Raw genomic sequence first — 14,922 nt, 5'->3', positions numbered from 1 at the left:
TCGCCCTCAGCGGGCGAGGGGGACAGGCTCCCCGAGCGACGCGAGCTTGTCGGGGTTGCGGACCAGGTAGAGCCGGGTGACGACCCCGTCCTCGACGAGCATCGTGCCGACGCCGTCGCGGTGGCCGCCGACGACGAACTGGATCGCCGGCGACCCGTTGAGCCAGACCGGCACCAGCTCCAGCGCGTCCGGCGCGACCGCGGTGAGGAAGCGCAGCACCTTGTCGCGCCCGTGGATAGGGTTGAGCGCCGCCTTCACCTTCCCGCCGCCGTCGGTCATGAGCACCACGTCGGGGGCGAGGACGTCCATCAGCAGCTGCAGGTCGCCGGTCTCGGTGGCCAGCCGGAAGCGCTCGATGACGGCGTCGCGCTCCCCCGCGGTGACCGCCGTTCGCGGGCGCCGGGCCTGCACGTGGGCGCGGGCCCGGTGGGCGACCTGCCGCACCGCGGCCTCCGACTTGTCCACGGCGGCCGCGATCTCGTCGTACGGGACGTCGAAGACCTCGCGGAGCACGAAGACCGCCCGCTCGGTCGGCGGCAGCGTCTCCAGGACGAGCAGCATCGCCGTCGAGACGCTGTCGGCGAGCGCCACGTCGTCGGCGACGTCCGGGGTCGTGAGCAGCGGCTCGGGCAGCCACGGGCCGACGTACTCCTCCCGGCGCCGCGCGCCGCTGCGCAGGTGGTTGAGCGCGAGCCGGGTGGTGATGCGCACGAGGTAGGCCCGCGGCTCGCGCACGTCGTCGTGCTCGACCCCTGACCAGCGCAGCCAGACCTCCTGGAGGACGTCCTCGGCGTCGGCGGCCGACCCGAGCATCTCGTAGGCGACCGTGAAGAGCAGGTTGCGGTGGGCGACGAACGCCTCGGTGGCCGGACCGCTCATGGGGTGGAGGGTACGGCGAGGGGGAGGAGCTCGCAGCGGTCGGCGTACCCCTGGCTGGCCAGGCCGAACGCGGCGTTGAAGCGCGAGCGTTCGTTCTCCACGGCGATCACCATCGTCAGCTCGACCACGGCCTCGTGACCGAGTGACGCGTCGAGGGCGGCCACCATCTCGTCGGTGACCTCCGGCGGGGTCACGGTCATCGCCTCGGCGTAGGCCATCACGTCGCGCTCGAGCTCGGTGAAGGCCTCCGACTCGCGCCACCGGGGCACCTCCCGGACCTTCTCCAGGGTGAGGCCTTCCTCGTGGGCCAGGAAGTAGCCGAAGTCGAGGCACCACGAGCAACCGATCCGCGCGGCGCTGGCCAGCTGGGCGTAGGTCTTGAGGTGCGGGTCGAGGGCCTTCCAGCGCGCGACCTTCTGCTCGAAGGCGAAGACCGCGCGGGTGACGGGCCTGTGATGGAGCAGGACGTAGGCGTTGTCGGGCACCTCGCCCCACATGCGTCGCGCGACGACGGTCATGACGCGGCCGTAGACGCCGTCGGGCGTGGCCTTCGGGATGCGGAAGTTGCTGGGCATGGTGCCTCCTCGTCGGTGGGTCCCTGGTGGGCTCGCCATGGAGACACCGGCGGAACGGGATCTGTGACAACCCGGGACACCGGCCGCGACCGTGCCCGACGATGGGGCGATGACGGGGGTCGGTGCACGGGTGACGATCGCGGTCGGGCTGCTCGCGCTGGTCCCGGTCGCGGGCGGCTGCGGGGGCTTCGAGGCCCCGACCACGCTCGAGGAGTGTCGAGCCTCCGCTTCCGACGGCGGTGGCGACGGCGAGCTGTGGACCGTCGCGTACGACGAGGCGGACCGGCCGCTGGGCGCGAGCGGCACCGTCTACGCGTGCGTGGGTGACATGCCGGGGTCCGTGGTCAGCGTGGACCCGCCTGCCGGCGTCGTGGTCGAGCCGGGCGAGGTCACGGCACCCGTCGGGGGCGGCGTGGTGGAGCTCGCGGTCACCGTGACCGGGGACGAGGACGTGACCCTGGAGCTGCACCTCGACGGCGGCGCCGACGGGAGTGCCACCCACTGGGTGGACCTCGACGTCGACGACGACGAGTGGTCGTTCGCCCAGCCGGACGGCCGGGACCTGTGACACCCCGCCGGGACGTCATGGGAGTCGGTCGCCCGGACGACCAGGTCCCATGACGTCCGCAGGCGTCAGGTCGCGGTCGCGCGGAAGTAGCCGAGCCCACCGCTCAGGTGCAGGTCGACGTCGCGGCAACCCGCCTCCGTCAGCCAGGCCACCGCCTCCCGGCTGGTGCACATGGGTCCGAGCACCCCGGCCAGGGTGCCCATCCGGCGGGCCGGCTCGTGGGCCCGCCCGGTGTCGGTGAACATCGAGCTCCCGGTGATGACCCCGCCGGGGCGCAGCACGCGCACCATCTCGATGACCGCCCGGTGCGGGTCGGGGAAGCAGTGCAGCCCGGTGAAGGTGGCGACCAGGTCGACCGAGGCGTCGGCGAGCGGGAGGTCGCCGACATCGGCGACGAGCGGCGTCACCTGGTCCTCGACCCCGAGCCGTCGGGCCGTCGCCAGGGCGCGGTCGAGCATGGAGGCGGAGATGTCCGCGGCGACGTAGTCGAGCCCCTGGCCCGCGGTGATGCCTCGCATCGCGATGCCGTTGCCCGTCGGCACGTCGAGCACCCGCGACCCGGCGGGCAGCCGCCCGACCTCGCGCACGGCGTCGTACAGGAGGCCGAGGTCGCTGCCGAGGCCGAGACGCCAGGCCACTCCCCCGACACGCCGGTGCTCCACGAGCCAGCCGTAGATGCTGGCCCACAGGGGGTCCTCGTGCCAGCCGCCCAGCAGCCTCATGAGCCCAGGATCTCCTCGGAGCGCAGCATCTCGCGGGGTACGCCGAGCGCGTCCACGAGGTCGGGCGCCAGCGGCCGGATCTTGCGGCACAGGTCGTTGACCTCGCGGCTGATCGCCTTTGAGCGGGCCGCGGTGAGCCGGCCGTGCTCCATGAACCAGGCGCGGTCGGCCTCGATCGTGGTGAGGGCGTGCAGGTCGCAGAGCAGGTTGAGGGCGACCTTGGTGTCGCCGTCGGGGAAGTCGCCGGCCTTGGCCACGAACGCGTCGAGCACCAGCCGCTCCACGTGCGCGCGGGCCGCGCCGATGACGTGGTCCTGGACCCTGGAGAAGACCTCACCGGGGTTCATGCCCTGGTCGATGCCGCGCTTGAGCCGCCGGGCCACGCCGCCGAGCATGTGCTCCTCGCGGAGGCGCAGCATCGCCTGCTGGTAGGCCGGGTCGAGCAGGCCCGCCTCCTGGTCCCACTCGTCGCCGCCGGGCAGGGCGTCCTTGATCGCCGAGAGCAGCTTGCGGGCGCTGGTCCGCTCCAGGACGGTCTCGACCGCGAGACCGGCGACGAAGCGGACCATGCCGAACTGGTCCATGTCCTCGAACTCGCTGGCGTAGTCGGTCAGCAGCCCCTTGGCGACCAGCTGGAGGAGGACGTGGTTGTCGCCCTCGAAGGTCGTGAAGACGTCGGTGTCGGCCTTGAGCGCGTCGAAGCGGTTGGCACTGAGGTAGCCCGCGCCGCCGCACGCCTCGCGGCACTCCTGGATCGTCCGGGTCGCGTGCCAGGTGCCCAGTGCCTTCAGACCGGCGGCGTCGGACTCGAGCCGGCGGCGCTCCTGCTCGCCCTCCTCCCCGCCGGTGGGCGGCGGGCCGGAGAAGACCTCGTGCAGCTGCTGGGCGACGTTCTCCTGCGCGAAGTGCAGCGCGTAGGTGCGGGCGAGCAGCGGGAAGAGCCGGCGCTGGTGCATGCCGTAGTCGAGGATCAGGTCCTCCGCCGGCGGGGCGGTCGCCTCGAACTGGCGGCGCCGGACGGCGTACTTGACGGCGATGGCCAGCGCGACCTTGGACGCGTTGATGCCGGCACCGCCGACGCAGACGCGGCCCTGCACGAGGGTGCCGAGCATGGTGAAGAAGCGTCGGTTGGGGTTGTCGATCGCGCTCGAGTAGATGCCGTCCTCGGACACGTCGGCGAACTGGTTGAGCAGGTGGTCGCGGGGGATCCGGACGGCGTCGAACCAGATGCGCCCGTTGTCGACGCCGTTGAGGCCCATCTTCGGGCCGCAGTCCTCGATGCGTACGCCGGGCAGCACGGCGCCGTCCGCGCGCAGCGGCACCACGAAGGCGTGCACCCCGCGGGACTCGCCGCCGACCTCGAGCTGGGCGAAGACGACCGCCACGTCGGCGTGCGCGGCCGCGTTGCCGATGTAGTCCTTGCGGCTCGCGTCGTCGGGCGTCGTGATGACGAACTCGCCGGTGTCCTCGTCGTACGTCGCGGTGGTGCCGAGGGCCTGCACGTTGGAGCCGTGGCCGGTCTCGGTCATCGCGAAGCAACCCATCAGCTCGCCGGTGACGAGCCGGGCGAGATAGGCCTCGTGGTGGCGCTCGGTGCCGAGCTGGAGGATGGCGCCGCCGAAGAGCCCGAACTGCACGCCGACCTTGACCAGGACGCTCAGGTCGCCGAGGGCGAGGGTCTCGAAGGCCGCGATGGAGGCGCCGATGTCGCCGCCCCCGCCGTACTCCTCGGGGAAACCCATGCCGGTCTGGCCGGTGGCCGCCATCTCGACCACCACGTCCCTGACGCGCTCGCGGAACGCGGCGGTGTCGAGGGTCTCCGCGTCGGTGAGGAGGTCGGCGTGCGCGACCAGGTTGGAGCGCACGAGCCGGCGCACCTCGGCGTACCGGCCGTCGAGCAGGGCGGTCATCGCGGCGACGTCGACCTCTGGCTGGACGTAGCCCTTGGCGGGCTGGTCGGTGGTCTCCCCTGCGACTGCCTCGGTGGCGTGCTCCGTGGTCATGGGCACAAGGTAGCGTCGCGCGCGTGAACCGTCCGGAGCCCGACGTCGATCTCGGGCGGATGCCCTACAACTTCTCGATCGTTGGCGTCCAGAAGAGCGGCACCTCCACGTTGTCGGGGACGATCAGCCAGCACCGCCTGGTGTGCCGGCCGCCCCGCAAGGAGGCGCACTTCTTCAACGACGAGTCCTACGACTGGGACCACCCCGACTACGAGCGCGACTACACCGCGCCGCGGCGGGCGAAGGTCCACACCATGGTCGGGGACTCCACGCCGGTCTACCTGTTCTGGCCCAACGCGCTGGAGCGGATGCGCGACTACATGCCCGGGATGCCGCTCATCGCGGTCTTCCGCGACCCCCTGGAGCGGCTCTTCTCGCACTGGACGATGCTCCGGACGCGGCACCCCGACTGGCCGGACTGGCCGGGGTTCCTCACCGAGTTCCGGCCCACGTCGCTGCCCGACACGGTGCCGACCGACGTCAAGCCGATGCGCTACAAGCACATGTCCGGGATCGCCCGGGGCTACTACGGCGCCCAGCTCGAGCGGGGCTTCTCGGTCTTCCCGCGCGAGCAGTGGCTGCTGCTGGAGTTCCGCTCGATGCTGGCGTCGTTCGACGCCTCCGTCGACCGGGCCACCGACCACCTCGGGCTGCCGCGCTTCGAGGCGCACCCGCCGCTGCGCAACCGGTACGCCGGGGCGGAGCTGGTGAGCGGGACCCCGCCGACCGCCGAGGACCTGCAGTCGCTGGCCGAGCTGTACGCCGCCGACCTCGCCGTCTTCGACCGGCTCTCCGGTCTCGACACCTCGGGCTGGCCGACCACGCAGATCCTCGCCGGGACGCTGGACCCGGGCGAGCTCGCCGCGCGGCTGGCGACCAAGGTCGCGCCGGCCTGACGGGCACACCCGGCTAACCCCTGCCCGGGGTAGTACCGGACCTTCGGGTGGCCGACATCGGCGTGTCGCCACGCGAACGTCCGGTACTACCCCGGGACCGGGTCAGCGTCAGGGGCGGGCGAAGAAGTTGGGCGTGGTCCAGGAGTAGATGGACTCCCTGACCACCGGGCGGCCGGTGCGCGGGGCGTGGATCATCTGGCCGCCACCCACGTAGAGGCCCACGTGGTAGATCGAGCTCGGGCTGCTGCTCGAGCCCCAGAACACGAGGTCGCCCGGCGCCAGCTGGGCGGCGGTGATGCGCGTCGAGCCGGTGAACTGCGCGACCGAGTAGTGCGGGAGGTACTTGCCACCCCTGGCCCAGGCGCCGGCGGTGAGGCCCGAGCAGTCCCAGGCGTCGGGGCCGGCCGCACCCCAGCGGTACGGGTCGCCGATCTGGGCGGTCGCGAAGGCGATCGCCGCGGCGGCGCCCGTGCTCGCGGGCGGCGGCGGGGTGGGTGCAGGAGCGGGCGCCGGAGCGGGGGCCGGAGCCGGTGCCGGCGCGGGCGCCGGAGTCGTGGGGGCCGGCGTGGTCGGGGCCGGGGCCGGGGCCGGCGTGGGGGTCCTCGTCGGCGTGGGGGTCGGGGTGGGCGTCCTCGTCGGCGTGGGGTTCGGTGTCGACTCCTGCTGGGCCTTGGTGGCAGCCTCCTGGGCCGCCTGGTCCGCAGCCTCCTGCGCGGCCTGGTCCGCAGCCTCCTGCGCGGCCTGGTCGGCGGCGTCCTGCGCCGCCTGGTCCGCAGCCTCCTGGGCGGCGGCGGCAGCGTCCGCGGCGGCCTGCTCGGCGGCGTCCTGCGCGGCCTGCTCGGCAGCCTCCTCGGCGGCAGCCTGCTCCGCGGCCTCCTGTGCGGCCTGGGCCGCAGCCTCGGCGGCGGCCTGCTCCAGCGCCGACTGGCGCCGCTCCGCGAGCCGGACGCTGATCCCCTGGAGGTCCGCCAGCTCGGAGATGAGCGCCGTCTTGGAGACCGCGATCGCCTCGGCCGTCGCGGCGGCCTGCGCCTCGGCGGCCGACGCGGCGGCACGGGCCTCCTCGGCCTCCGCCTCGAGCCGCTCGGCGTCGGCGAGCGCGTCCTCGGCCTGCGTGCTGGCGAGGTCCGCCAGCGTGGCGGCGGCGCGGAACGCGTCGTACCTGCCGTCGAGGGCGTCCTCGGCGTTCTGCATGGTGGTGGTGCGGTCGATCATCGTCTCGATGCCGTCAGAGCCGGCGACGGCAGCGAGGCCCTGCAGGGTCGGGGCCATCTCATAGCTGCGGACGAGCGCGTCGCTGTAGTCCTCCTGCTGGCGCTGCACGTCGGCCTCGGCGGCCTCGGCGGCGGTGGTGGCCGCAGCGGCGACGGTGCGAGCCTCGTCGGCCGCCCAGCGGGCGCCGTTGTAGGCCTCGGCCGCCTGCGCGGCCGTGACGGCGGTCTGGCGGAGCTGCTCGTTGGCCAGCACCAGGTCGGCCTGGACGGCGGAGACGTCGCGGGCCTTGTCGCTGGCGTTGCGCTCGGCGACCGCGACGTCCTCCTCGGTCGGCACCTCGTCGTCCGCCACCGCGGTGGTGGTGACGCCGGCCGCGAGCACGAGGCTCAGCGCGGCGACAGCGGGCCAGCGCAGCCGTCGGGCGCGGCCCGGCGTACGGCGTGGTGCGGGTGCAGGCAGTGCTCGCACAGGTGTGTCCCCTCGGAGGTCATGGCCACGGGTGACTTCCCTTTCACCCGTGACACTCGCGGCACGCTAGTGCTCACGAGTCCCAATAGGAACAACTTTCCCAACCTTTTACCAACTCGGCGGCGTGTCGACTTGACGAACTACAGGGTTGTAATTCGTGTCGATCCGCCCTCGCGCGCCAGGGGACGGCGTACTTGCTGGCCGACTTCTCCGGTTGCTGGCCGATGCATCGGCCAGGAAGCGACAAAGTCCCCGCCGGAGCGGGGACTTTGTCAGGGCGCAGGCGTACGACGCTCAGTCGGCGTCGACGGGCACCTGCGAGGTGGTCGTCGTCGGGTGCGAGGCGAGCCCGCCGCGGTCGAACTTCTGCCCACTGGCGAGGCCGCCGAGCCAGAAGGAGATGAGCGCGATCGCCACCCCGGCGATGTCGTCGGCGACGTAGTGCCAGCCGAAGTAGAGGGTCGCGACGACCGTGATCGCGAAGTTGATCCAGAACACCCAGTGCAGGACGCGGCTGCGGAGCGTGTACTGCACCATCAGCGCCACGAGCAGGGTGATCGCGACGTGCAGGCTCGCGAAGCCGGCCACCGACTGGACGGCACCCTCGATGCCGTCCCTCAACACCCCTTTTCGGGCATAGAAGAGCGAGTCCATCAGCGCCCCTGACCCCGTGTCCGGCAGGTCGTTGTAGAGCCACGAGTAGGCGAAGCCGGGCCCGAGGGTCGGGAGGGCGTAGTAGGACGCGGTGCCGAGCGCCCAGGCGAGGCACTGGGAGGTGGCGAACCAGTAGCCGAAGCTGATGTTGCGCGACCACACCAGCCAGGCCGCCAGCGCCAGCGGCACGAGCGGGAGGAACCACAGGTAGATCGAGGACAGCACGTGCGCGGTCCAGCCGGTGCCGAAGACCTGGTGGAGGATCGTGGCCGGCTCGTGGCCGAGGAACAGGGCCCGGTCCATGAGGTGCAGCTCGCGGTCGTACTTGCCGTCGCCCATCACGAAGGGCAGGAACGACTTGAGGTTCCGGTAGCTGACGTAGGTGATGTAGAAGCACACCAGGCCCATCACGACGAGGGTCATCCGCTCGCGGGTCCAGTGGTCGCGCACCCGGGCCCGGGCGATGTCGGGCATCAGCCGGGGGTTGAAGCGCGAGCCCCACAGCGTGCGCGGCAGCATGTCGAGCAGGAACGCTCCGAGCAGCAGCATCGGCAGGCGCAGCCACGAGGGTCCGAGGAACCCTTCGGGGTCGACGAGGGGACGGTCCAGCGTCACCGATGCGAACACGGCGAGCAGACCCATGACTGCGGCGACTCCCACGAGGAGCGCATAGGCCGGGCGATACACGCAGGCCAGTCTAGGGACGACCGGTGAAACCGACCCGATCGTGAGTCAGGTGATCGTCGCCACCCTCGTGGGGTCGACCCGCAGGCGCACCGGTTCGCCGGGTGCGACATGGCTGCCGGGGGGTGCCACGGCGTCGAGCTCGCCCATGTCGTCGACGGTGACGACCAGCCGCACCAGCTCGGGGGTCGCCCGGGCCGAGACGACGGTGCCGACGAGGTCGCCCTCCCCCGCGACGAGCGCGGAGCGGCGCAGCGCGACGCTGGAGGCGTCCGGCAGCCGGGCCGCGGCGAGGAGACGTCGGGCCGGTACGCCGACCAGCACGCGCGCGTAGCCGAGGAACAGCGCCGTGGCCTCGTCGGCCGGCGCCGCCCACACGGCACCGATGGGCCCCGACTGCACCACCTCGCCCGCTCGCATCACGGCCAGCCGGTCGGCGACGGTGAAGGCCTCCTCGTGGTCGTGGGTGACCATCAGCGCGGTGGTGCCGGCCGCCCGGAGGATCGCGCGCAGGTCGACGGCCAGCCGCTCGCGCAGCGACGCGTCGAGCGCGGACAGCGGTTCGTCGAGGAGAAGCAACCGCGGCTCCACGGCCAGCGCCCGGGCCAGGGCGACCCGCTGCCGCTCGCCGCCCGACAGCGTGGCCGGGAGCCGGTCGTCGTACCCCTCGAGGCCGACGAGCGCGAGCAGCTCGCGGACCCGGGCGGTGGAGGGCTTGCGGCGCAGCCGCAGGGCGTAGCCGACGTTGCGGGCCACGGTCATGTGCCCGAAGAGCTGCCCGTCCTGGAACATCAGCGCGAAGCCGCGGCGGTGGGTCGGCAGGTGGTCGACGGGCGAGCCGTCGAAGGCGATGCCACCCCCGGTCAGCGGCTCGAGGCCGGCCACCGCCCGGAGCAGCGTCGACTTGCCGCACCCGGACGGCCCGAGCACGGCGAGGACCTCGCCGTCGGGCAGGTCCAGGCTGACGTGCCGGACGGCGGGGACGTCGTCGTACGCGACGGAGACGTCGGTGAGGCTCAGCATCAGAAGGCTCCCAGGCTGGGGACGCGCAGGCGTTCGACGACCAGCATGACGGTGGCGGTGGCCACGGCGAGGACGACGGACGCCGCGAGCGCCATGCCGTAGTTGTGCTCGCCGGGGTGGCCGAGCAGGCGGAAGATCACCACCGGCAGGGTGGGCTCCTCGTCGCGGGCGAGGAACGCGGTCGCCCCGAACTCCCCCAGCGACACGGCGAAGGCAAAGCCGCTGGCGGCGAGCAGCGGCTTCCACACGACGGGCAGGTCGACGGTGAGCAGCGCCCGCCACGGGGGCGCACCCAGGGAGGCGGCCGCCTGCCGCTGCCGGTCGTCGATGCCGGCCAGCACCGGCGCGATGGTGCGCACGACCAGCGGCAGCGCGACGAGCGCCTGGGCGATCGGCACCAGCAGCGGCGAGTCGCGCAGGTCGAGGGGCGGCTCGTCGAGGGCGATGAGGAAGCCGAAGCCGATCGTCACCGCGCTCACGCCGAGCGGCAGCATGAAGAGGAGGTCCAGCGACCCGCGCACCCGGCGCTCGACGCGGGTCCGCGACCTCCGGGTGACGAGCAACGACACCGCCAGGCCCATCAGCAGCGCCATCCACGTCGCGTCGACGGCGATCCGCAGCGACGTCACCAGGGCGACGGTGACCGGCACGAGCAGGGCCTGGTCCTCGCCCGTGGTCGCCAGGCGGCGGTAGTTGTCCAGGCTCCAGGCCCCGTCCACGTGCAGCGAGCCCGAGACGAGGGTGACGATCGGCAGCGCCACCAGCGCGAGCAGCACGGCGGTGCCCACGAGGACGGGTACGTCGCGCCGGCCCGGCCGCTGCGGACGCGGGGTGGACCGGGCGGTGGCCGGGTCGGGGGTGGCGCGCAGCCGGGCCGCGACGACGAGCAGGACGACCACGACGACGAGCTGCACGAGTGACAGCGCCGCCGCCGCGCGCAGGTCGAACAGCGTCGTGGTGAGCAGGTAGATCTCCGTCTCGACGGTCGCGTAGCGCACCCCGCCGAGGGTGAGCACGACACCGAAGGCGGTGGCGCAGAAGAGGAAGACCACGCTCGCCGCGCTCACGATCGCCGGCCGCAGGGCCGGCAGGGTGACCGTCAGGAGGACCTGCCACGGCGACGCACCCAGCGCGGCGGCCGCCTCACCCGGGCGCCGGTCCAGCGACTCCCAGGCCGCACCGACCGCCCGGACGACGACGGCCACGTTGAAGAACACCAGACCCGCGATGATCGCGACGGGGGTGCCGTCGAGGCCGAGGCCGCCGAGCGGACCCGACTCACCGAGCAGCTGCCGGAAGGCGACGCCGACCACGACGGTGGGGAGCACGAACGGCACCAGCAGCGCCGCCCGGACGATCCGCCGCCCCGGCAGCGCGAGCCGGTGCAGCGCGTACGCCGCGGGCAGGCCGAGCAGGACGGCGACCGCGGTGGCGACCGTCGAGGACCAGACGGTGAACCACGCGACCCGCAGCACCCGGGGGCGGGTCAGCACCTCGAGCACACCGGCGACGTCGAGCTCGCCGTCGACGAAGAAGCCCTCCGAGACCATGGCGGCCACCGGGAGCACGAAGAACACCCCCAGCAGCAGCACCGGCCCGAGGGCCAGCAGCGCCAGGACGGCGAGTCGCCTCACCTGCTGATGACGTCCGTCCACTCGGTCAGCCACTGCTCACGGTTCGCGGCGATGTCGGCGGGCGCCACCTCGTAGGGCTCGGCGGGTTGCTCGGCGTACCGCGCCCAGTCGGCGGGCACGTCGACGGCGTCGCTCACCGGGAAGACGTACATGCTCGTCGGCAGCGCGGCCTGCACCTCGTCGGAGACCAGCCAGTCGACGACCGCCTCGGCGCCGGCCGGGTTGGCCGCACCCTCGAGCACCCCGGCGTACTCCACCTGGCGGAAGCAGGTGTCGAGCAGCGCGGCCGTGGTCGAGCGGCCGTCCGCGACGGTGAACGCCGGCGACGAGTCGTAGGACAGCACGATCGGGCGCTCGCCCTCGCCGCCACCCTGGGTGAAGTCGCCGTAGTAGGCGTCCTCCCACCCGTCGACCACCTTGGCGCCGTTGGCGAGCAGGTCGGTCCAGTAGTCCTGCCAGCCGTCCTCGCCGTACTCCGCGATCGTGCTCAGGAGGAACGCCATCCCCGGCGAGCTCGTCGAGGCGCCGGAGGTGACGAAGAGGTCCTCGTACGCCGGGTCGACCAGGTCGTCGAGCGTCTGCGGCGGGTCGATGCCCTCCCGCTCGAACCAGGTCGTGTCGACGTTGACGCAGACGTTGCCGACGTCGACCGGGGTCAGCTTGTCGCCGCCCTCATCGAGGGCGTACTCGTCGGCACCCGCCGGCAGGTCGGCGGCGTACGTCGCGAAGACGCCCTCGTCGAGCGGCCGCGAGGCGAAGGTGTTGTCGACGCCGAAGGCCACGTCGCCGGTCGGGTTGTCCTTGGTCAGCGACAGCCGCGCGGTGAGCGTGCCGCCGTCGCCGGCGGAACGGGTCTCGAGGTCGATCCCGGTCTCGGACTCGAAGGAGCGGACGAGCTTCCTGGGCAGCGCGAACGACGAGTGGGTGACCAGCACGACGGTGCCGCCGACCTCCCCCTCGGTGCTGTCGCTGCTCCCCTCGCTGGTGCCCGACGGGCTCGGCTCGGTGGCCGAGTCGCCGCCGCCGCCCATGGTGCTGCAGCCGGTGACGGCGAGCAGCAGGGCTGCGGCGGTCGTGCGGGCGGTGAGGGCGCGTGCGCGCGCGGTCTTCATCATGGACTCCCTATCGCCGGTGCTAGCCGGATCAGGTTCGGAGGGTCTGCGGTCTCCCGCACTCTCAGCACGCTGGCGTGCTCCCCTGTCTGTGTGCTGGGCACTCTACGCTGGCCGCCATGCCGAGCCGACGCCACCAACTCGTCGCGGCCGCGATCCCGCGCCTGCGCCGCAGCCGCGACCTCGACTCGGAGCCCGCCGAGCGAGCCCGCGTCGAGGCCTGGCACCGGACCCTCGACCGGTCGCTCCCCACCCGCGCGGTGCGCGGGCTCGACCGCCGCTACGCCGTGCGGGTCGAGGAGCTCGACGGCTTCGTGGCGCACGTGCTCACGCCCCGGGACGTCGAGCCGGTGCGGACGATCTACTACGTCCACGGCGGCGGCTACATGGCCGGCATCGACGCCTTCCACGTCCGGTACGCCGTCCGGCTGGCCCGCGCGCTCCGGGCCCGGATCGTCATGCCGGACTACCCCCTGGCGCCCGAGCACACGTGGCGCGACTCCCACGACGCGTTGGTCGAGCACGCCGCGCGCTGGGCCGACGAGCCCGGCGGGATCGTGCTGGCCGGCGACTCCGCCGGCGGCGGGCTGGCGCTGGCGATCGCCCAGTCGATGCGGGACCGCGGGCACACCCCCGCGACGCACCTCGTGCTCCACGCCCCCTGGGTCGACCTGACGACGAGCACCCCGGAGACCGCCGCGTTCGCCGAGCGGGACACGTGGTTGTTCCTCGGCAAGCTGCACGCGTACGCCGGGTGGTGGGCCGGCTCCCCCGACGACCTGGGCCGGCCCGAGGTCTCCCCCGCGCTGGCCGACCTCTCCGGGCTGCCCCCGGCGCTGATGCTCTACGGCACCCGCGACCTTCTCGCCCCCGGGTGCCGGCTGCTTGCCACCCGGGCCGCGGAGGCCGGCTGGGACCTCACCTGGGTCGAGGAGCCCGACCTCATCCACGTCTACGGGATCCTCCCCCTCGTGCCCGAGGCCCGTCGCGCCTTCCGCCAGGTCGTGGAGTTCTGCTCGTGAGGATCTCGACGGTGACCTTCGACGACCTCGACGCGCGGGCGGCGTACACGCTGTGGCGGCTGCGCCAGCAGGTCTTCGTGGTCGAGCAGGCCTCGCCCTACCCCGACCTCGACGGCCGTGACCTGGAGCCGGAGACGCGGCACGTGCTGGCCCACGACGGCGACGAGCTGGTCGGGTGCCTGCGACTCCTCGACGACGGCACGCACGCGCGGATCGGCCGTGTCGTCGTCGCCGCGTCAGCCCGCGGTCGCGGCCTGGCGCGGGACCTGATGGACGCCGCGATGGCGGAGGTCGGCGGGCGCGAGGTGCGGCTGGACGCCCAGACGGGGCTGACCGGGTTCTACGCGTCGTACGGCTTCGAGGTGAGCGGCCCGGAGTTCGTCGAGGACGGCGTGGCTCACGTGCCCATGGTGCGCCGGTAGACGACGACCCCGTCCTGCTCGGCGTGCCCGACGGCGCCGCGGGCGACGAGCAGCTCGAGGTGGGCGCGCGTCTCGAGGGTGGCCAGCGCCGAGTTGAAGACGTCGAGCGAGGCCAGCGTCCGCTCGTGCCGCGTCCACGGCAGCACGCCCGCGACGTCGTACGACGACAGCGCACCGTCGCCGACCGCCTCGAGGCACAGCGCTAGCCGGTCCTCGTGGTGGGCCAGCAGCTCGTCGACCCGGGCGTGCGAGGACGGCGCGACCGGGCCGTGGGCGGGCAGCAGCGCGAGGTCGGGCAGGCCGCGGACCTTGGTCAGCGAGCCCAGGAAGTCGCCCAGCGGCTGGGCCGCGACCGCCGGCTCGAAGCCGATCGACGGCGTGATGGTCGGTAGCACGTGGTCGCCCGCGAACAGCAGCGAGGCGTCCCGGTCGGCGAAGACGTAGTGGCCCCGGGTGTGGCCGGGGGTGTGCACGGCGTCGAGGGCGCGGTCACCGACCTCCAGGGTGGTGTCCCCCTCCAGCCAGGTGTCGGGGTAGTCCCACAACGAGAGGTCGGGGGTCTGCCGGCGGGTGAAGTCACCCCACGCTCGGGCGATGTCGGGCGCCCCGGCGCGCTCGAGCAGCGTGATGTGCGGATCGGTCCCGCCCGAGTCGTGCTCGTGGATCACGTCCAGGGTCGCCTTGTCGCCGATCCCCAGGCTGACGTGCGAGCCGACCTCGCGGCGGATGGTGACGGCCTGCGTGTAGTGGTCGCGGTGCACGTGCGTGACGAGGAAGCGCCGGATGTCGCCGACCTGCCGGTCGATCTCCTTGAGCGACTGCTCGAGCTGGGTGCGGGACACCTCGATGGCCCAGCCGCCGTCGATGAGCGTGAGCCCGTCGTCGGTCTCGAGCACGTAGACGTTGACCGCCCGCAGCCCGTCCATCGGGAGCGGCAGCGGGATCCGGTGCACCCCCGGCGCCACGGCCCAGGCGCCGGGCTCGGTCCAGTGGGTGCCGGAGTCAGGCGAGATCGCGAGGGCGGTCGAGGTCACCGGCCCGACTC

At 73.2% G+C, this 14,922-nt stretch carries 14 protein-coding genes and 1 riboswitch; of the genes, 4 read left to right on the top strand and 10 right to left on the bottom strand.

Annotated features, from left to right (window positions below):
• Nucleotides 1-6: 6 nt before the first annotated feature.
• Together DAE25_RS01110 and DAE25_RS01105 are read right to left on the bottom strand one after the other, a co-directional pair.
• Nucleotides 7-879: an RNA polymerase sigma-70 factor gene (locus tag DAE25_RS01110; RefSeq protein WP_107764425.1), complete on the bottom strand. Its 873-nt coding sequence runs from the start codon at nucleotides 877-879 to the stop codon at nucleotides 7-9.
• Nucleotides 876-1,454 carry a carboxymuconolactone decarboxylase family protein gene (locus tag DAE25_RS01105; protein ID WP_107764424.1) on the bottom strand — a complete coding sequence of 193 codons (579 nt, stop codon included), beginning with the start codon at nucleotides 1,452-1,454 and terminating at the stop codon, nucleotides 876-878. The genes DAE25_RS01110 and DAE25_RS01105 overlap by 4 nt, the downstream gene beginning before the upstream one ends.
• A 109-nt stretch (nucleotides 1,455-1,563) precedes the next feature.
• Between DAE25_RS01105 and DAE25_RS01100 the strand changes: the two genes are divergently transcribed.
• Nucleotides 1,564-2,022 carry a hypothetical protein gene (locus DAE25_RS01100; RefSeq protein ID WP_107764423.1) on the top strand — a complete coding sequence of 153 codons (459 nt, stop codon included), beginning with the start codon at nucleotides 1,564-1,566 and terminating at the stop codon, nucleotides 2,020-2,022.
• A gap of 65 nt (nucleotides 2,023-2,087) precedes the next feature.
• Here the strand turns inward: DAE25_RS01100 and DAE25_RS01095 are convergent, their stop codons facing one another.
• Together DAE25_RS01095 and DAE25_RS01090 are read right to left on the bottom strand one after the other, a co-directional pair.
• Nucleotides 2,088-2,744, bottom strand: coding sequence for a class I SAM-dependent methyltransferase (locus DAE25_RS01095; protein WP_107764422.1), 657 nt, complete (start codon nucleotides 2,742-2,744; stop codon nucleotides 2,088-2,090).
• Nucleotides 2,741-4,747, bottom strand: coding sequence for an acyl-CoA dehydrogenase family protein (locus DAE25_RS01090; protein ID WP_107764421.1), 2,007 nt, complete (start codon nucleotides 4,745-4,747; stop codon nucleotides 2,741-2,743). Before DAE25_RS01090 ends, DAE25_RS01095 begins: the two co-directional genes overlap by 4 nt.
• A gap of 23 nt (nucleotides 4,748-4,770) precedes the next feature.
• Here DAE25_RS01090 and DAE25_RS01085 point away from each other — a divergent pair, with 23 nt between their 5' ends.
• Complete coding sequence (locus DAE25_RS01085) at nucleotides 4,771-5,643, top strand: sulfotransferase family protein (protein ID WP_107764420.1); 873 nt, start codon at nucleotides 4,771-4,773, stop codon at nucleotides 5,641-5,643.
• Between the two features lie 108 nt (nucleotides 5,644-5,751).
• On the opposite strand, the gene DAE25_RS01080 is transcribed toward DAE25_RS01085, so the two are convergent.
• The 5 genes from DAE25_RS01080 to DAE25_RS01060 all read right to left on the bottom strand — a co-directional run bounded on the left by DAE25_RS01080 (nucleotide 5,752) and on the right by DAE25_RS01060 (nucleotide 12,433).
• On the bottom strand, nucleotides 5,752-7,326 hold the full coding sequence (locus DAE25_RS01080; protein WP_159083508.1) for a C40 family peptidase: 1,575 nt from the start codon (nucleotides 7,324-7,326) through the stop codon (nucleotides 5,752-5,754).
• Between the two features lie 294 nt (nucleotides 7,327-7,620).
• The gene (locus tag DAE25_RS01075) at nucleotides 7,621-8,667 is read right to left on the bottom strand and encodes a phosphatase PAP2 family protein (protein WP_234410767.1); all 1,047 of its coding nucleotides are present in this window, start codon (nucleotides 8,665-8,667) and stop codon (nucleotides 7,621-7,623) included.
• 45 nt (nucleotides 8,668-8,712) lie between these two features.
• Entirely contained in the window at nucleotides 8,713-9,687 is a 975-nt protein-coding gene (locus tag DAE25_RS01070; RefSeq protein WP_107764417.1) for an ABC transporter ATP-binding protein, read from the bottom strand.
• Nucleotides 9,687-11,321 (bottom strand): ABC transporter permease, encoded by a 1,635-nt coding sequence (locus tag DAE25_RS01065; protein ID WP_234410766.1) that lies wholly within the window; start codon nucleotides 11,319-11,321, stop codon nucleotides 9,687-9,689. Before DAE25_RS01065 ends, DAE25_RS01070 begins: the two co-directional genes overlap by 1 nt.
• Complete coding sequence (locus tag DAE25_RS01060) at nucleotides 11,318-12,433, bottom strand: thiamine ABC transporter substrate-binding protein (RefSeq protein WP_107764891.1); 1,116 nt, start codon at nucleotides 12,431-12,433, stop codon at nucleotides 11,318-11,320. Before DAE25_RS01060 ends, DAE25_RS01065 begins: the two co-directional genes overlap by 4 nt.
• Nucleotides 12,424-12,530: riboswitch (TPP riboswitch) on the bottom strand. (Overlaps the previous gene by 10 nt.)
• A gap of 22 nt (nucleotides 12,531-12,552) precedes the next feature.
• On the opposite strand from DAE25_RS01060, the gene DAE25_RS01055 reads away from it, so the two are divergent.
• Together DAE25_RS01055 and DAE25_RS01050 are read left to right on the top strand one after the other, a co-directional pair.
• The gene (locus DAE25_RS01055; RefSeq protein WP_107764416.1) at nucleotides 12,553-13,455 is read left to right on the top strand and encodes an alpha/beta hydrolase; all 903 of its coding nucleotides are present in this window, start codon (nucleotides 12,553-12,555) and stop codon (nucleotides 13,453-13,455) included.
• An 11-nt stretch (nucleotides 13,456-13,466) separates the two neighbouring features.
• Nucleotides 13,467-13,877, top strand: coding sequence for a GNAT family N-acetyltransferase (locus DAE25_RS01050; RefSeq protein ID WP_234410765.1), 411 nt, complete (start codon nucleotides 13,467-13,469; stop codon nucleotides 13,875-13,877).
• On the opposite strand, the gene DAE25_RS01045 is transcribed toward DAE25_RS01050, so the two are convergent.
• Nucleotides 13,853-14,911: an MBL fold metallo-hydrolase gene (locus DAE25_RS01045; RefSeq protein ID WP_199907381.1), complete on the bottom strand. Its 1,059-nt coding sequence runs from the start codon at nucleotides 14,909-14,911 to the stop codon at nucleotides 13,853-13,855. The two genes, DAE25_RS01050 and DAE25_RS01045, sit on opposite strands and share 25 nt — an antisense overlap.
• Between the last annotated feature and the right edge of the window lie 11 nt (nucleotides 14,912-14,922).

This window comes from Nocardioides terrigena, assembly GCF_003047265.1.
Taxonomy (GTDB): domain Bacteria; phylum Actinomycetota; class Actinomycetes; order Propionibacteriales; family Nocardioidaceae; genus Nocardioides; species Nocardioides terrigena.
This window is presented reverse-complemented; position numbering and strand designations above follow the sequence as displayed.

Excerpts from the sequence above, each read along its gene's own strand:
- DAE25_RS01090 (WP_107764421.1), bottom strand. The coding sequence starts at position 4,747 with ATGACCACGGAGCACGCCACCGAGGCAGTCGCAGGGGAGACCACCGAC.
- DAE25_RS01060 (WP_107764891.1), bottom strand. The coding sequence starts at position 12,433 with ATGAAGACCGCGCGCGCACGCGCCCTCACCGCCCGCACGACCGCCGCA.
- DAE25_RS01100 (WP_107764423.1), top strand. The coding sequence starts at position 1,564 with ATGACGGGGGTCGGTGCACGGGTGACGATCGCGGTCGGGCTGCTCGCG.
- DAE25_RS01070 (WP_107764417.1), bottom strand. The coding sequence starts at position 9,687 with ATGCTGAGCCTCACCGACGTCTCCGTCGCGTACGACGACGTCCCCGCC.
- DAE25_RS01095 (WP_107764422.1), bottom strand. The coding sequence starts at position 2,744 with ATGAGGCTGCTGGGCGGCTGGCACGAGGACCCCCTGTGGGCCAGCATC.
- DAE25_RS01055 (WP_107764416.1), top strand. The coding sequence starts at position 12,553 with ATGCCGAGCCGACGCCACCAACTCGTCGCGGCCGCGATCCCGCGCCTG.
- DAE25_RS01105 (WP_107764424.1), bottom strand. The coding sequence starts at position 1,454 with ATGCCCAGCAACTTCCGCATCCCGAAGGCCACGCCCGACGGCGTCTAC.
- DAE25_RS01110 (WP_107764425.1), bottom strand. The coding sequence starts at position 879 with ATGAGCGGTCCGGCCACCGAGGCGTTCGTCGCCCACCGCAACCTGCTC.